Source organism: Microbulbifer echini (assembly GCF_041447225.1).
Classification (GTDB): domain Bacteria; phylum Pseudomonadota; class Gammaproteobacteria; order Pseudomonadales; family Cellvibrionaceae; genus Microbulbifer; species Microbulbifer echini.
In genome coordinates, this window is record NZ_JBGMEL010000016.1 from 51,923 (window position 1) to 67,978 (window position 16,056).

General features: G+C 52.0%; 12 protein-coding genes. 9 read left to right on the forward strand and 3 right to left on the reverse strand.

All coding sequences use genetic code 11. From position 1 onward, the window contains the following. Window positions 1–156 precede the first annotated feature (156 nt). The 4 genes from clpX to ACCI51_RS15380 all read left to right on the forward strand — a co-directional run bounded on the left by clpX (window position 157) and on the right by ACCI51_RS15380 (window position 6,658). On the forward strand, window positions 157–1,443 hold the full coding sequence (clpX, locus tag ACCI51_RS15365; protein ID WP_299583315.1) for an ATP-dependent Clp protease ATP-binding subunit ClpX: 1,287 nt from the start codon (window positions 157–159) through the stop codon (window positions 1,441–1,443). A gap of 278 nt (window positions 1,444–1,721) precedes the next feature. Beyond that, window positions 1,722–4,127 (forward strand): endopeptidase La, encoded by a 2,406-nt coding sequence (lon, locus tag ACCI51_RS15370; protein WP_299583318.1) that lies wholly within the window; start codon window positions 1,722–1,724, stop codon window positions 4,125–4,127. A gap of 255 nt (window positions 4,128–4,382) precedes the next feature. Beyond that, a complete protein-coding gene (locus ACCI51_RS15375; RefSeq protein WP_067086576.1) occupies window positions 4,383–4,655 on the forward strand; it encodes an HU family DNA-binding protein in 273 nt (90 codons plus the stop codon). Window positions 4,656–4,774: 119 nt separating this feature from the next. After that, window positions 4,775–6,658: a SurA N-terminal domain-containing protein gene (locus tag ACCI51_RS15380; protein WP_371844360.1), complete on the forward strand. Its 1,884-nt coding sequence runs from the start codon at window positions 4,775–4,777 to the stop codon at window positions 6,656–6,658. An 87-nt stretch (window positions 6,659–6,745) separates the two neighbouring features. Here ACCI51_RS15380 and ACCI51_RS15385 read toward each other — a convergent pair whose 3' ends face one another. Further along, window positions 6,746–8,302, reverse strand: coding sequence for a LysM peptidoglycan-binding domain-containing protein (locus tag ACCI51_RS15385; RefSeq protein WP_371844361.1), 1,557 nt, complete (start codon window positions 8,300–8,302; stop codon window positions 6,746–6,748). Window positions 8,303–8,505: 203 nt separating this feature from the next. Continuing rightward, window positions 8,506–9,288: a hydroxyacylglutathione hydrolase gene (gene gloB / locus ACCI51_RS15390; RefSeq protein ID WP_371844362.1), complete on the reverse strand. Its 783-nt coding sequence runs from the start codon at window positions 9,286–9,288 to the stop codon at window positions 8,506–8,508. Between the two features lie 213 nt (window positions 9,289–9,501). Between gloB and ACCI51_RS15395 the strand changes: the two genes are divergently transcribed. The 3 genes from ACCI51_RS15395 to dnaQ are packed head-to-tail and all read left to right on the forward strand — an operon-like array spanning window position 9,502 to window position 11,517. Continuing rightward, complete coding sequence (locus tag ACCI51_RS15395; protein WP_299583330.1) at window positions 9,502–10,290, forward strand: class I SAM-dependent methyltransferase; 789 nt, start codon at window positions 9,502–9,504, stop codon at window positions 10,288–10,290. Window positions 10,291–10,340: 50 nt separating this feature from the next. After that, on the forward strand, window positions 10,341–10,772 hold the full coding sequence (gene rnhA / locus ACCI51_RS15400) for a ribonuclease HI (protein ID WP_371844364.1): 432 nt from the start codon (window positions 10,341–10,343) through the stop codon (window positions 10,770–10,772). 16 nt (window positions 10,773–10,788) lie between these two features. After that, window positions 10,789–11,517 (forward strand): DNA polymerase III subunit epsilon, encoded by a 729-nt coding sequence (gene dnaQ, locus ACCI51_RS15405; RefSeq protein WP_299583333.1) that lies wholly within the window; start codon window positions 10,789–10,791, stop codon window positions 11,515–11,517. A 139-nt stretch (window positions 11,518–11,656) separates the two neighbouring features. On the opposite strand, the gene nhaB is transcribed toward dnaQ, so the two are convergent. Further along, complete coding sequence (gene nhaB / locus ACCI51_RS15410; protein ID WP_299583336.1) at window positions 11,657–13,192, reverse strand: sodium/proton antiporter NhaB; 1,536 nt, start codon at window positions 13,190–13,192, stop codon at window positions 11,657–11,659. Between the two features lie 315 nt (window positions 13,193–13,507). Between nhaB and ACCI51_RS15415 the strand changes: the two genes are divergently transcribed. Both ACCI51_RS15415 and nudC read left to right on the forward strand, forming a co-directional pair. Then, a complete protein-coding gene (locus ACCI51_RS15415; protein WP_299583339.1) occupies window positions 13,508–15,217 on the forward strand; it encodes a hypothetical protein in 1,710 nt (569 codons plus the stop codon). Window positions 15,218–15,238: 21 nt separating this feature from the next. Further along, entirely contained in the window at window positions 15,239–16,042 is an 804-nt protein-coding gene (nudC, locus tag ACCI51_RS15420; protein WP_371844365.1) for an NAD(+) diphosphatase, read from the forward strand. The last annotated feature ends 14 nt before the right edge of the window (window positions 16,043–16,056 follow it).

Consider the following 16,056-nt stretch of genomic DNA (forward strand, 5'->3'; position numbering starts at 1 on the left):
CGAAAATAATTTGCTGATGGCGTCCTGATCGAATTCCAGGCTCCCTGTATGTGATTTCTCAGGCAAAGGGGGCTTGAAAAATACGCCAAAAGGCAGCATCTTGCTGTAATAGCTGAATTGAAGGCCCTGGTAGGCCAGTGACCACGGAGTATTTTGATGACCGACAAAAGCAGCGGAGAAGACAGCGGCAAGTTGCTGTACTGCTCTTTCTGCGGCAAAAGCCAGCAGGAAGTGCGGAAGTTAATCGCTGGGCCGTCAGTCTTTATCTGCGATGAGTGTGTCGAGCTCTGTACCGATATCATTCGCGAAGAGGTCCAGGAGACTGCGGAGGGCCCGGAAGGGCGTCTGCCCACACCACGCGAAATAACTGAGATCCTCGATCAGTATGTGATTGGTCAGGAGGGGGCCAAGCGTGTGCTGGCCGTTGCGGTATACAACCACTATAAGCGTCTGCGCAGTAAGGCTGGCGTAAAAGGTAAGGATGAGGTCGAGCTAAGCAAGTCCAATATCCTTTTGGTGGGGCCAACCGGTAGCGGTAAAACCCTGCTGGCTGAAACCCTGGCACGGCTGCTCAATGTACCTTTTACCATCGCCGATGCTACCACCCTTACCGAGGCTGGTTATGTTGGTGAGGATGTCGAGAATATCATTCAGAAGCTGCTGCAGAAGTGTGACTATGATGTCGAGAAAGCCCAGCAGGGTATTGTCTACATCGATGAGATTGACAAGATCTCACGCAAATCTGACAACCCCTCTATCACTCGGGATGTTTCCGGTGAGGGTGTACAGCAGGCGTTGCTGAAATTGATCGAAGGCACCGTCGCTTCTGTTCCCCCTCAAGGCGGACGTAAGCATCCGCAGCAGGAATTCCTGCAGGTGGATACATCGAACATTCTGTTTATCTGTGGTGGTGCCTTTGCCGGTTTGGATAAGGTCATCCGAGATCGCTCAGAGAAGGGTGGCATCGGCTTTAGTGCTGAGGTGAAGTCTAAGGACGCTACTAGTAATTTCGGAGAGGTTCTCCGCGAGCTGGAACCCGAAGATTTGGTCCGCTACGGCCTGATACCTGAGTTCGTTGGACGCCTGCCGGTTACGGCGACATTGGAAGAGCTCGATCGCGAAGCTCTGGTGCAAATTCTCACCGAGCCGCGCAACGCCTTGACAAAGCAGTATGCGAAGCTCTTCGAGATGGAAGATGTAGAGCTGGATTTCCGTCCAGATGCCCTGGATGCCGTGGCGACGAAAGCGATGGAACGTAAGACGGGTGCCCGAGGGCTCCGCTCCATTATGGAGTCGGTGCTGCTGGAGACGATGTATGACATTCCATCTTCTGATGATGTTGCCAAAGTTGTTATTGATGAGGCTGTGATCAAGGGAGAGTCCGCCCCGTTACTTGTTTACGAAAGTGAAAGTCAGCCACAAAAGGCTGCGCCTGAAGAGTAGCTGCTCTTCACTCAAGAAAGCCCCATAACCGGGGCTTTTTTTATGCCGTTTTTTAATTAAAAGAGCGGATATCCTGCCAAATTGGCCCGTAGAGGCATTAACATCTACCGAGTGCTCAGTTGAAGTCGGCACAAATTGGTCGCGAGATTAGACTTGTATTTCGGGCTCTCCCCCCCCATCTCTAGCAACTGAAGGGCGGTGGCCCAAATTAAGCTGTCAATTTCAACAGCAGCATGATGCCGCGCCAAATACCCAGTGATAGGGCCGAGAGGAGTTCTATGGATCAGTCACCCGACACCAAGCTTGAATATCCGTTATTGCCATTGCGCGATGTTGTTGTTTACCCCCATATGGTGATTCCGCTGTTTGTCGGCAGGGAAAAATCCATTGAGGCTCTGGAAGAGGCCATGCGCAGGGATAAGCAAGTGTTACTCGTGGCCCAGAGAAAAGCATCAGAAGATGATCCTGGTGCCGAAGACATCTATCGCGTTGGCACGATTGCCAGTGTTCTGCAGCTTCTCAAACTTCCGGACGGTACCGTTAAAGTTCTGGTAGAAGGGGGGGAGAGGGTCAATATCCTCGATGTTGCTGAGCGTGATAATCACTTTGAAGCCAGTGTTGAGCCTATGGAGACTATAGAGCTCCCAGAAGGTGAGACAGAGGCCCTGGTCCGCTCGGTGATGACCCAGTTTGAGCAATATGTCTCCGTCAGTAAAAAGGTGCCGAATGAGGTTATTACCTCATTGTCGGGTATCGATGAGCCGGGACGATTGGCAGATACTATCTCTGCCCATATGTCACTTGAGTTGGCGCAAAAGCAAGAGCTTTTAGAGACCTCCAATGTCAAAGAGCGCCTGGAGCACCTGCTGGGCCTGATGGACTCCGAGATCGATCTGATTCAGGTCGAGAAGCGCATTCGCGGCCGCGTGAAGAAGCAGATGGAGAAAAGCCAGCGCGAGTATTACCTCAATGAACAGATGAAGGCGATTCAGAAAGAGTTGGGCGAAATCACCGAAGAACCCAATGAAATTGAAGAGCTTGAGAACAAAATCGCCGAATCTGGGATGTCGGCTGAGGCTGAGAAGAAAACCCGCGCTGAGCTGGGTAAGTTGAAGATGATGTCCCCGATGTCTGCTGAAGCATCGGTACTGCGCAGCTATATCGACTGGATGCTGAGCCTCCCTTGGAAAAAGGCCAGCCGTGTACGACACGACCTGAAAAAGGCCGAGGAGATCCTCGAGAAGGAACACTATGGCCTTGATGAAGTGAAGGAGCGGATCCTCGAGTATCTGGCTGTACAAAAGCGCGTGAAAAAAGTTAAAGGGCCGATCTTGTGTTTGGTTGGGCCGCCTGGGGTGGGTAAAACCTCACTCGGGCAGTCCATTGCTCGTGCGACCAATCGCCAGTATGTGCGCATGGCACTCGGCGGGGTTCGCGATGAAGCAGAAATCCGCGGGCATCGCCGCACCTATATAGGTTCTCTGCCCGGTAAGCTGGTTCAAAAGATCTCTAAGGTTGGGGTCAAAAATCCCCTTTTTTTACTTGATGAGGTCGACAAAATGGGTATGGATCAGCGCGGGGATCCCGCGTCCGCCCTGCTGGAAGTCTTGGATCCGGAACAGAACAAGACATTTAACGACCATTACCTGGAGGTGGATTACGATCTTTCTGACGTGATGTTCGTATGTACCTCGAACTCCATGAATATCCCCGGTCCTCTCCTGGATCGCATGGAGGTTATCCGTATCCCCGGTTATACCGAGGACGAGAAGCTCAATATTGCCCAACGTTACTTGGTGCCCAAGCAGCGCAAGGCTAACGGCTTGAAAGAGAATGAGCTGGAACTGTCTGATCAGACTATTCGAGACATCGTTCGCTACTATACCCGCGAGGCTGGTGTTCGTGGTTTGGATAGGGAAATTGCGAAGGTTTGTCGTAAGATCGTCACCGAACATGTGCGAAATCCATCGGACGAAAAAGCAATCGTTAAGCCTGATCAGTTAGAAGAGCTGTTGGGCGTGCGAAAATTCGACTTCGGCCGCGCAGAGGAAGAAAACAAAATAGGGATTGTTACCGGTCTTGCCTGGACTGAGGTTGGCGGAGAGCTTCTCAATATTGAGGCTTCTGCGGTACCAGGCAAGGGTCGTATGATCAAAACCGGGTCTCTTGGTGATGTGATGCAGGAGTCGATCCAGGCCGCTTTGACGGTGGTGCGCTCTCGCTCCCAGGCCCTCGGTATCGGGCCGGATTTCCACGAGACGCGAGATATACATATCCATGTTCCCGAGGGTGCCACGCCAAAAGATGGTCCATCAGCGGGTATAGCTATGTGTACGGCACTGGTTTCCGTTCTTACCGATATCCCGGTGCGTTCCGATGTGGCAATGACCGGAGAAATCACTTTGCGCGGAGAGGTTTTACGGATTGGCGGTCTCAAAGAGAAGTTATTGGCAGCGCATCGGGGCGGTATTAAAACTGTGCTGATCCCTGCGGATAACGAGCGGGACCTGAAGGATATTCCTGACAATATTCTTCAGGACCTGGTAGTAAAACCAGTGAAATGGATTGATCAGGTGCTCGAGTTGGCGCTTGAACACAAGCCTGAGTCTCTTTCTGATGAGGAATATTCCGCCTTGCAAAAGAAAGCGGAAGAGCGCTCGCAAAGATCTATCCAGACTCACTAATCCATTTGGGGCGGCTATTGTCGCCCCGTAACAATTTACAAGACCAAAACCTAACCACTAAATTGATTTTTGTTGCCTGGGCTTTGTTCCACTGGCCGGAAACCCGCATGGTTCCTTGACCCGTTACCGGGCAGTTGGTATAAAACGGGCCTTATTGGCCGGCGCTAAAATTGTCGGTGGTTAGAAAGTTACTAATAGGGATACCTTGCCTGAGGGTATGCCCTGAACATATTTAAAAGAACAGAGGGATTAAGCGTGAATAAGTCCGAACTGATTGAAGCAATTGCCGAGTCTGCAGATATTCCTAAAGCTGCAGCTGGCCGTGCTTTGGACGCAATGGTTGACAGCATTACTGATGCGCTTAAAAAAGGCGATCAGGTTGCCTTGGTGGGCTTTGGTACTTTTGCTGTGAAAGAGCGTGCAGCCCGCACTGGCCGCAACCCGCGCACTGGTGATCCGATTGAGATTGCCGCGGCAAAAATTCCCAACTTCAAGGCCGGTAAAGCCCTGAAAGACGCCGTAAACTAAGTTTCGGTGAACTTCGAGACCTTGTAAAAAATCGAAGTTACAAAGAGGCGTATCAATTTGGATGCGCCTTTTTTGTATCTGCACAGTTGAATAACTAGAGTCAAATTTCGGAGCTGAGCATGCTTCAGTCCATGCGCGATAATCTGAAGGGAACAGCTGCAATTATTGTTGCGGCGTTCTTTGGGTTCATTATGGTGATTGGAGGAATCGACTTTTTCTCCGGGGCCAGTGGTGGTGCCGCTGATGCGGTTGCCGAGGTTAATGGTGAGAAAATCACCAATATGGATTTGCAGCGGGCCATTCAAAACCGCCGCAGTATGATCATGAACCAATACGGTGAAAATGTTCCGGCGGATCTGATCAGTGACGAACAGCTGCGTGAACCGGTCTTACGCCAGTTGATTTCCACATCCGTCATGCGTCAGGCCGCCCAGGAAAGCGGAATGGTCATGAGCACGGCGGCGGTCAATAAGGCCATAACCGATATTCCGGCTTTCCAGGTAAATGGGACCTTTGATACTCAGTTATACCGTGATGCTTTACGCCGCATGGGCTATAGCACAGCCAGTTTCCCGCAAATTGTTGCGGGTGACCTTACCCTGCAACAATATGCTGACGGTGTCACCGCGAGTGCCTTCACCACCAAGGTGGATGCCGAGCAGGTGGTGGCTGCATCAATGGAGGAGCGCGATTTCACTTACGTGGTGTTACCCGTGCAGGAATTACTGGCCTCCACTGAAGTCAGCGACGCTGAAGTTGAGCAGTACTATCAAGAAAACCAAAGCCAGTACCAGCGACCTGAACAGGTGGCCGTTGAGTATATCGAGCTAACCCCAGAAATTTTTGCCTCCAATATCGATGTCTCTGAAGATGATGTCCGCGCCCAGTATGACCAAGAGCGGGCCAGTTTCGGTTCTGACCTTCGTCGCCGTGCTGCGCATATCCTGCTGGAGGACGCAGATCAGGCAAAGTTAGAAGAAATCCAGGCAAAACTGAGTGCTGGTGAGGACTTCGCTGAGCTGGCCAAGAGTTACTCTGAAGATATCGGTTCCCGCGAGGAGGGAGGCGATCTAGGTTTTACTACCGGCGATGTTTTCCCTCAGGCCTTCGAAGAGGCTCTTGCCACTCTGGAAGTTGGTCAGGTTTCAGGGCCGGTTACGACCGATAGCGGTACCCACTTGATCAAGTTGCTGGAGGTGGAGGAGAGTGAGCCTCCCACTTTCGAAGAGCGTAAGAGTGCAATCGAAAAGCAGTTGCGCACAGCAGCTGCGGAGAGGGAATTTGTAGACTCCCTGAGCCGTCTGGCTGACCTGGCATACAATGCTGACAGTCTTGCGGGCCCGGCCGAAGAGCTTGGCGTACCTCTACAAACCAGCGGCCTTTTTTCTCGTCAAGAAGGTAGTGGTGTTTTGGCAAATGGTCAGGTAGTTGAGGCGGCTTTCTCTCCTGAGGTTATGGAAGATGGCAACACTTCCGATGTTCTGAATCTCAATAATGAGCACTCCGTTGTATTGCGTGTCACTGAATCCAAGCCTGCCGGGATCTACCCGCTGGAAGAGGTGCGCGAACAGATTGTTGCGGGCCTGAAGCGCGACAAGGCTAGTGAACAGCTGGCTAAACAGGCCGAAACTCTGAGGCAGAAGCTGGCGTCGGGTGGCGATTTTGCTGAGTTGGCCAAAGGGCAGGACCTCACCCTGGAGTCTAGCGAGAAGACGCGCCGGGGAGGTTTTGGCGAACGCGCAGAGATCAATGGCAAAGCATTCTCTTTACCGGCGCCTGCTTCTGGTTCCGAAGAGCTTGCGGTGTTTGCTCTCAGCAGTGGAAATCAGGTGGTTCTCGCTTTGCGCGATGTACGTCCTGGTGATCTTTCCCAGCAGAGTAAAGAACAACGCCTGGCACTGATGCAGCAGTTAGCCTCTGTTAATGGCGGCGCTGAGCTTGCCGCAATCCGCCGCTACCTGTCCGATCAGGCTAGCGTGGAACTGAGTTCCCCGGACGAGTAGCTTGAGCTTGTTCAGAGTGAAAAAAACCCGGCATAAGCCGGGTTTTTTTATTTTGGTCGCCCCAGAGTGGGGCAAGCTCTGAGGGAATCAGCTGTTATGGGCGCTATTGACGAACAGAGTTAAGCGTTGGCCCGGCTGTAGGTACTTTGATTTAGTGATTTTGTTCCAGCGTAAAATATCATCAATTTTTACGCTGAACTTAGTAGCGATTCGGTAGAGGGAGTCTCCATTTCTCACTCTATAGGAGAGTTTTCGTGTGGTGCGGTTACTGCCATTTGTGGTGTCGCTGTAGGCAACCAGAGTTCGGCCGGGTCGCAAGGTATCGCCAGGAGCCATACTGTTCCAGCGTGCGAGCTCTTTGACACTGACTTTTAGCTTGCGAGATATCGCCCAGAGACTATCTCCTGGCTGGATAGTATAACTTGATTTTTGCCCTTTCCCTGAGGCTTGACGCTGCTTGACTCTCTGATCGACGGTGTATGCATACTGTCCTGTGGGGCCGGAGGCGCTGGGGATTAATAGCATCTTGCCGGCACGGATATTATTACTGCGCAATCGGTTGGCTTCGCGGATGGCGGTGATCGTGGTTTGGTATCGCCGTGCGATCGTCGAAAGGGAATCGCCTCGCGCAATGGTGTAGCGCTCCCAGGTCACCCTCTGGTCTACCGGTAGGTCTTTGAGGGCGCCCTCAAAGCGCTCCTGACTATCTACAGGGATGAGTAAGTGGTGATTGCCATTGGGGTCTGTTGCCCAACGATTGAAGCCGGGGTTGAGTAAGTAGAGTTCATCCAATTCGATTTGGGCAAGTTCTGCGGCTTGAGCCAAGTCAATCTGACTACCGACATTTACACGCGTGTAGTAGGGCTCGTTGGCGACATCGTGCAAGGGCACTTTGTAATGGTCTGGGCGGGACACTACTTCCGCAAGAGCCAGAAGCTGCGGCACATAGCGCTTGGTTTCTCGCGGTAATTTGATGTCCCAAAAAGTCGTTCCCAGCCCTCGACGACGGTTGCGTTCCATTGCGCGTCGCACCGTTCCTTCACCAGCATTGTAGGCCGCAAGGGCAAGCTCCCAGTCGCTATCAAAACGCTTGAAGAGGTAATTAAAGTACTTAACAGCAGCGCGGGTTGATTCGTGTACATCGCGGCGGCCATCGTACCACCAGTTTTGTTGCAGGCCGAAAGACCGCCCGGTCGCTGGGATGAATTGCCACATTCCGGAGGCCTGGGCATGGGAGTAGGCAAAGGGGTCGTATGCGCTTTCCACAATTGGCAGCAGAGCCAGCTCGAGAGGCATATTGGCTTGCTCTAGCTCTTCGGCAACATGGAAGATATAGCGGCGCGATCGTTCAGTAACCCGCGACATATAGCCTTCATTGCGGGAAAAATAGGCGATGTAATCCTTTACCTTGGGATTCTCAACGCGGTGATTGAGGTGAAACCCTCGGCGCAGGCGCTCCCAGATATCTGTGGGGGGCAGGACTTCGTCCGCCGACTTGGGAGCGGGAGTCGCAAGGTTGTTCGCAGCAGTGGTTTCTTGTATCTGGGGGTTTTCGCTATCGGGCGATGAGCCCGTTTCTGGCAATTGCGAGCAAGCCCCAACCGTAGCAGCCAACAATGCGGCGGCAAAATTCTTGTGAACCATGTTTGGTATCCGCGAGTAATTCTTGTAATTCCCGCTCAGGTCGCGCGGAGGCGCTTATTATCTGCTAACACTGAGCATTGGATCATAGCCTTCTGATTCTAATTAGCGGAAATAGTTTCGGTCAACGCGAATGGATAAAAAACAGACAGTTTTTTAAGTTGAATGAAAAATTACCGGAATAATGACGTCCTTCATGCTCTCGCTTAAAAGTGATCCTTCCAGTCGCGGAGGCTGGCAAATATTTCTACTTCATCGAGTTGTTTGGAGCTGTCTTGCCCCAAGTGCTTGGCGCCGCTTTGGGCAACCTCAGGTATATGGCAGCGCAGGAAAGGGTTTGTTGCGATTTCTTCAGCGATTGTTGATGGCAAAGTGGGCTTGCCGGCTTCCCGCAGTACTTGACTGTCGGCCAGCCGTTTGCTGGTTACGCTGTTGCCGGGCTCTATGGTGTGGGCAAAATGGAGGTTGCCCAGGGTATATTCATGCGCACAATAAACGCGTGTACCTTGGGGGAGAGAGGTCAGTTTTTGAAGAGAGTCATACATTTGCTTGGGTGAGCCCTCAAATAAACGACCACAGCCTGCGGCAAAAAGTGTGTCGCCACAAAAGAGGTGTGGTTGTGAGCGTCCCCCGGAGGATTCCTCAGTGAGAATAATAGCCAAATGATCCAGGGTATGGCCGGGTATGTCCCAGACTTCAAGCGCTAGCCCCAGTAGCGAAAAATGATCCCCTCCGGCAATAGGGTTTGTGACACCCTTGATCGATTTTGGGCCGAACACAGGGCATTGGTATTGCTTATGTAGTGCTTTGATACCACCGGTATGGTCATAGTGGTGGTGAGTGATCAATATACCGCTAAGCGGCGCTCCATTGAGCGCTTTGATTACGGGTTCGGCTTCTCCTGGATCGACAACCCAGTGTTGATTATCCTTCGCAAGGTGCCAGATATAGTTGTCATTCAATGCGGGAATGGGGGTTATGGATAGCATATTAGTCCTACCTGCCAACACAATTTTGAAACCATATCATGGAAGTTAGAAGGTGGTGTGCGGCAAGGCGCTAACCAGGGTCCAATATCTCCCTACTTAGTAATGGGGAGGTAGGCGGGCTCGGTGTTAGACTGTTTGGCGCGGTGAGAGTTTGGTGTAATTTGGGCGTGGAGCTTACCGAGCGGATAAGTGTGGATTTTATAAGGAGAGTTGATGACTGATAAGTCTAGATCTCGAGAGCCGATAGAAAAATCGTTACTGGCCAAAGCCTGCCCGGCGATGTCTCACTGGTTTTCAAGCCGCTTGGGGCAAGAGATTCTTTCGCAACAGCTGACTCTGGTACAGCCTCTCCTCGAGGGCTTCTTTGGTTATCACCTGTTACAGGCAGGTGTTACCGATGCTGTGGATTTTACCGCCTCTAGTCGTATCAATCACTGTTTTCGCTTGGCAGTTTGTGCCGAGCAACGTGGGGGGGCTCTTGTGGAGTTGGAGCAGTTGCCTCTCCCCTCAGAGTCGATTGATGTAGTTTTTTTGCATCATTTGTTGGATTTTTCTTCTCAACCTCACCAGGTATTACGGGAGGCTGCTCGGGTTTTAATACCTGGTGGTCACATGTTGCTGGTGGGGTTCAACCCTTTCTCATTACTTGGTCTTTCCCGCTTACTGTTCTCTCGCGGCGCTTATCAAAAGGGTAATCAACTGCGTGCAGCCAGAGTGGCGGACTGGATGAACTTATTGGATCTTCAGGCTGAGCAGGTGCACCGGGGTTTTTTCCGTCTGCCCATACAGCAGCGTGAGGTTCTTGCCAAAACAGTCTGGATGGAGCGCCTGGCTACCCGCCTGGGCTTGCCTTGGGGGGGGTTTTACATCATAGTCGCGCGCAAAGAAGTGTCTCGAGTACGTGCAATCAAAATCGATTGGCGCACTGAGCGGAAGCCCGCCCTGGTGGCCACGCCGACAAGTCCGCGTGTTGCCGCGCGGGGGAAACACCAGAAGCGCTAGCCTTGGAGAAAATCCTCAAAGGTCGCTTTGCTGCAATTTTGGCGTTGATTTTGAAACAAATTACTATCTATACCGACGGTGCCTGTCGTGGAAATCCGGGACCAGGAGGCTGGGGAGCTTTGTTGGTTTACGGTGATATCGAGAAAGAGTTGTGCGGTGGGGAGCCCCACACGACGAATAATCGTATGGAACTGATGGCTGCTATCAAAGCATTGGAAGCTCTCAAGCAGCCCTGCCAAATTGATCTGCATACCGATTCTCAATATCTGAGGCAGGGTATTACCGGCTGGATCAACAACTGGAAAAAGAATGGCTGGAAGACGGCAAGTAAAAAGCCGGTTAAGAATGCCGATCTCTGGCGTCAGTTAGATGAAGGTGTTGCACGACACCAAGTGGAGTGGCACTGGGTGAAGGGCCATGCTGGGCACCCCGGCAATGAAAGGGCCGATCAGCTGGCTAATCGCGGTCTGGATGAGTTGTAATTCTGAGGGGTGAACTATGCGCCAGGTTGTACTGGATACTGAAACTACCGGCCTTGACCCCAAGAGTGGTCATCGGATCATTGAGATTGGTTGTGTAGAGCTTGAAAACCGTAAGCTTACCGGGCGCCACTATCATCAATATATCAATCCGCAGCGGCAAGTGGATGATGGTGCTATTGAAGTTCATGGAATCACGAATGAATTCCTCACAGATAAGCCTCTTTTTGCCCAGATCGCCGATGAATTTATGGCCTTTTGTGAAGGGGCTGAACTCGTCATCCACAATGCGCCGTTTGATGTCGGCTTTATCAATGCTGAATTAAAGCGGTTAGGTAATCCTCGCTGGCAAAGTGTGAGCGCTCACTGCAGCGTGCTGGATACCCTGGCTCTTGCTCGGGAGAAGCACCCGGGGCAAAAGAATAATCTGGATGCTCTGTGTAAGCGCTATTTTGTCGATAACTCCCAGCGGGATTTGCACGGCGCCCTATTAGACGCGGAGATTCTCGCCGACGTCTACCTGATGATGACCGGTGGCCAGACCGACCTGGGTTTGGCCCAGGGCGGTGATGGGCAAAGCTCGGATGAGGGCGAGCAGGTGCAAGGGGAGGGCGCATCAACCGTAATCCGCAGGCTCTCCCAGAGTCGCTCCCCCCTCGCTGTAATACAAGCTAATGCCCAGGAGCTGGAGGCGCACCAATCCATGCTGGAGCTATTGCAGAAATCTGCCGGCAAACACTTCTGGTAAAGAAACTAAAAAGCCCGCGATGCGGGCTTTTTAGTGGATTTGCTATTTTTAATTTTCAGTCTTTATCCCAGTTACCTATCTGGTTGCTGGGTCCGTGTTACACGCGCATTCATATAATATCCCGCCTGAATACTTACCACTAAATGGCGTAGACTACGCAGATTAGGGCTACTGTACTCAGTACCAGCGTATAGGGCAAAGCCATTAATACCATGCGGCCATAGGAAAGGCGGATGAGCGGGGCAAGAGCCGAAGTAAGCAGAAATAAGAAGGCAGCCTGGCCATTGGGAGTGGCGACACTAGGCAGGTTGGTGCCTGTGTTAATGGCAATGGCCAGCTTATCAAAGTGCTCGCGGGTAATGTCGCCAGCTATAAGGGCAGTCTTAATTTCGTTGATATAAACAGTGGCCACAAATACGTTGTCGCTGATCATTGACAGAATGCCATTGGCAATAAAGAGCAGCCCAGGTTGTTGTTCGGGCTTTTGCGATAGTACGAAGTGCGTAACTGGTTCAAACAGGTGCTGTTGGTGAATGACTGCAACAATTGCGAAAAACACCACTAAAAGAGCGGTAAAGGGTAGTGCCTCTTCAAAGGCGTGGCCAATGCGAGCTTCCTGAACAACGCCATTGAAAGCGGTTAGCAATACAATAACCATCAGGCCGATAATACCGACTTCGGCAACATGAAAAGCCAAAGCGAACACCAGCATCAGAGCCACAATACCCTGCACCCACAGTTCTGCAACGTGAGCGGATGTGCGCTTACTCTCCTCCTCCCGGGAGGAGTTTAATAAAACTTCGCGTACCGCCTGGGGAAGTTGGGCGCCATAACCGAAAATTTTAGTTTTTTCAAGGAACACACAGGTGATAAGACCCGCAAACAGAGTGGGAATCGTTACTGGGGCCATCTGCAGGAAGAATTGTACAAATTCCCACCCCGCTTTTTCGGCGATCAGTAGGTTTTGTGGCTCGCCGACCAGAGTGCATACACCTCCGAGCGCGGTACCCACAGCACCGTGCATAATCAGGCTGCGCAGGTAGGCCCGGAACTGGTCCAGGTCCTCACGATGATATTCCACCACATGTTCATCATTCGAGTGGTCGTGGCCATGATGGTGGTGCGGTTGCTGTGAGGCAACACGGTGATAGACCGAGTAAAAGCCCACGGCGACAGCAATGAGTACTGCCGTGACTGTGAGTGCATCCAAGAACGCAGAAAGTACGGCTGAAACGGCACAGAACAGCAATGACAATAAACTTTTGGATTTTACATGGATCAGGATTTTGGTGAATACAAAGAGAAGTAGGCTCTTCATAAAGTAGATGCCGGCCACCATGAACATCAATAGCAATATTACTTCGATATTCTCAACCACCTCGTGGTAGACCGCATCGGTGCTGGTCATTCCCATCAGCACTGCTTCAATAGCGATCAATCCACCCGGTTGCAGTGGGTAACATTTTAAGGCCATGGCCAGAGTGAAAATAAATTCACCGATAAGCACCCAGCCGGTAATGAACGGTCCGCTCACATAGAGCAACAGTGGATTGAGTAGTAGGAAGGCGGCGATGGTTAATTTGTACCAATCAGGAGCCTCACCGAGAAAATTATCTGCAAAGGCCCGGCCGAAACCGTATCCGGAAGCCGTAATTGCATTGTTATAGGTGTTCATTATTTACTTCCATGGTTTACCCGTTGGGCCATTTTGGAGTCTTGGGGGGGTAGTACGGCAATTAGAGCGCCCAACTACCAATTTTTCTTTTTTTGCGTAAAAGACGCAAATATCAAAATAGCAAACGCTACTGAGTTTTTTGGAAAATTCAAGTGATTTAGGCTGTGTTGCATTATTGCCAGGACTTTTGTCGAATATTCGGTGGAATTTGTCCGTGGAAAGGTGGACTCTTTCCATTATTGGTATAAATTGCCGTTTGTTAGGCCCACCCGTCTTCGGGTCGGTTGTTTTTTGTTCGGTTACAGGAAGAATGCAGTGGTGCAGGCAAAAAGTGAATTGCGCAAGATCAACATCACTTCTGTCAATGTGGTCAAGGATGAGCTGGTTGTAGCAATAGATAGTGCTGCCGCTCACTTGGACAAATTTGCAGCAGATACCACCCGAAAACAGTCACTGGAGGAATGTCTGGCTGCCCTCAGGCAGGTGAGCGGAGTCCTGCAAATGGTGCAGCTCCACGCGGGTGAGTTGCTGACACAAGAGAAGATCGCTGCTTTGACTGAAGTACTGGAGCAGCGCCAGCAGCCGACCGAAGAGCTGATGGAAGCTCTGGGCACGGCCTTTTATGTGCTCGGCCGCTATCTTGATTTTGTGCAAAACCGAGCGATTGCTCGCCCGGAGCTACTAATACCCTTTATTAATAATTTACGCGCGGCGCGTTCCCAGCCCCCTGTACCTGAGAGCCATTTTTTTCGCTGTAATCTGAGTGCCTCGATACCCGGCATGGGGGCTTCGGCAGTGATGTCTGAGGACTTGCGCAGTTTTGTCCGCAGGTTTCGCCATATGTACCAGGTTGGCCTGTTAGCGCTGTTACGCGGCAAGCCCCGCGGCCCGGCCTTCACAATGATGGCTCGGGCATTAGAGCGCATAGCGAGTATCACTACTGGACGTCCCAACGGGCGCCTCTGGGTGGTGGCTGGTGCTGCCCTTGGTGGCATGGCCGCTGGTGAAATGCGCATCAGTCGCTCGCGAGTTATGGTTTTCAGTATGTTTGATCGCTGGCTGCGGGCATTGCAGAAAGAGTGCGATACCGCCTTGGACCAGCCGGCTCCACCAATTCTTTTGAAAGAGTGTATCTATTGGTTGGCTCTTTCCCGGCCCAATGCGGGTGGAGCAAAGCTACTTAGTGCCTTTTCTGCCGAAGCGCTTGAATACACTGAAGATGAACTGGAGAGAGAGCGCACGAGCCTCGGAGGTCCTGGCGCTACGGCAATTTCAGCTGTTGCCAACGCCCTGGATGAGGAGCTATCCGGTGTGCGGCGAATGCTCGATAATATCGAGATGATTGGTGTATCCGATATCGATGAAAACGATGGCCTGGCCAGTACCCTGCAGAGGGTTGCCGGTACATTGCAGATGTTGAACTTCAAGCGGATTGGCGAAAGCCTGCGCAATGCTGTGGCCGAATATCAGAGTGCAGCGGGAGCCGGTGGTTCTGTTGCAGACGCAGCGCTGCAGAAATTAACCGGCCAAGTATTAATGGTGGATAGCACCGTACGGGCTTTGAAGCAAAGTACCAGCATTGATCTCGACGAATACGGTCATGCGGATATCGCGTTCGAGCATAGCCAGCTGGCCGAAGCGGAAGTTGCCGTACTCAAGGAAGCCGAAGCTGGGCTGGCTCTGATCAAGCGGGCCCTGGCCGCTTATGCGGATTCTGGTTTTGATCACGGCCATATCCGCAATGTATCCACCACCCTAAACTCAGTTAGGGGCGGTCTGATTGTACTCAATCTCCGTCGTGCCGCAGCGGTTGTCGAAGGCCTGTTGAGTTTTGTCGAAACTGTAGTAGATAGACACGATGCCGCGCCTGAGGTAGAGCAGTTATTGGATATTTTTGCCGATGCCATTATCAGCCTCGAATACTATCTCGGTGAGGTGAAGCTGCATCGCCAAGCGGATGTTCAGTCCCTGAATCTGGCAGTGGAGAGCCTGGCGGCCCTGGGCTGTCCCGTTGAGGTGGCTTAGTTTGAGAAAGGAGTCACTTTTTTGGTAGATCGCTTTGAGCCCGCCGCAAACGTGTGGGGAGCCCCAGAGTTTTCCCAGCAGATTATCGTGGCGGAAGGCTTGGTTCTCTGTGTAGGGGAGCAGTTCATTCACGAAGCAAATATGCTTCCGAGCGCAGTCGTTATTTCCAGTCATTACCTTGGTGAGCTGGGCGGGCGAAGTTGTGGCGTTCGCGTGTTGTCTGCCCAACTGGATGTACAGGGCCACGATTGGCGCAATCTACGCAGCCTGCTGACTTCTACCGAGGAGCACCTGTTTGCCCTGGCTGGGCGCGCTCTACAGGTGGCCTATTGGGATCGGGATCACCGCTTTTGTGGTCGTTGCGGCACGGCAACACACTACCACTCTATCGACAGGGCCAGGTCTTGCCCAAGTTGCCAGCTCACGGTCTACCCGAGGATCTCACCTTGCGTCATTATGCTCGTTACCCGCGGGGAGGAGTGTCTGCTGGCGCGCCACGCCAACCGTAGAAATACCACTTATACAGCGCTGGCTGGCTTTATCGAGCCGGGAGAAAGTGCCGAACAGGCCCTGAAGCGGGAAGTCCGTGAAGAAGTTGGGCTTGAGGTGGGAAATCTAAGCTATGTCGGCAGTCAGCCCTGGCCCTTTCCCGGGCAGTTGATGTTGGGTTATTTGGCTGAGTGGCAGGGGGGCGAACTCTGTCCCGACCCGAATGAGATTGAGGAGGCGCAGTGGTTTCATTACCGTTCTCTGCCTGCTATTCCGCCGGTGCAAACGTTGTCAGGGCAGTTGATACAAACTTTTATGGAGTTGCAGGCGTCGTAAATTTTCTGGCGATC

Bases quoted from the DNA above. Each gene is read 5' to 3' on its own strand.
- ACCI51_RS15380 (WP_371844360.1), top strand. From the start codon at position 4,775: ATGCTTCAGTCCATGCGCGATAATCTGAAGGGAACAGCTGCAATTATT.
- dnaQ (WP_299583333.1), top strand. From the start codon at position 10,789: ATGCGCCAGGTTGTACTGGATACTGAAACTACCGGCCTTGACCCCAAG.
- ACCI51_RS15395 (WP_299583330.1), top strand. From the start codon at position 9,502: ATGACTGATAAGTCTAGATCTCGAGAGCCGATAGAAAAATCGTTACTG.
- clpX (WP_299583315.1), top strand. From the start codon at position 157: ATGACCGACAAAAGCAGCGGAGAAGACAGCGGCAAGTTGCTGTACTGC.
- gloB (WP_371844362.1), bottom strand. From the start codon at position 9,288: ATGCTATCCATAACCCCCATTCCCGCATTGAATGACAACTATATCTGG.
- nhaB (WP_299583336.1), bottom strand. From the start codon at position 13,192: ATGAACACCTATAACAATGCAATTACGGCTTCCGGATACGGTTTCGGC.
- ACCI51_RS15385 (WP_371844361.1), bottom strand. From the start codon at position 8,302: ATGGTTCACAAGAATTTTGCCGCCGCATTGTTGGCTGCTACGGTTGGG.
- lon (WP_299583318.1), top strand. From the start codon at position 1,722: ATGGATCAGTCACCCGACACCAAGCTTGAATATCCGTTATTGCCATTG.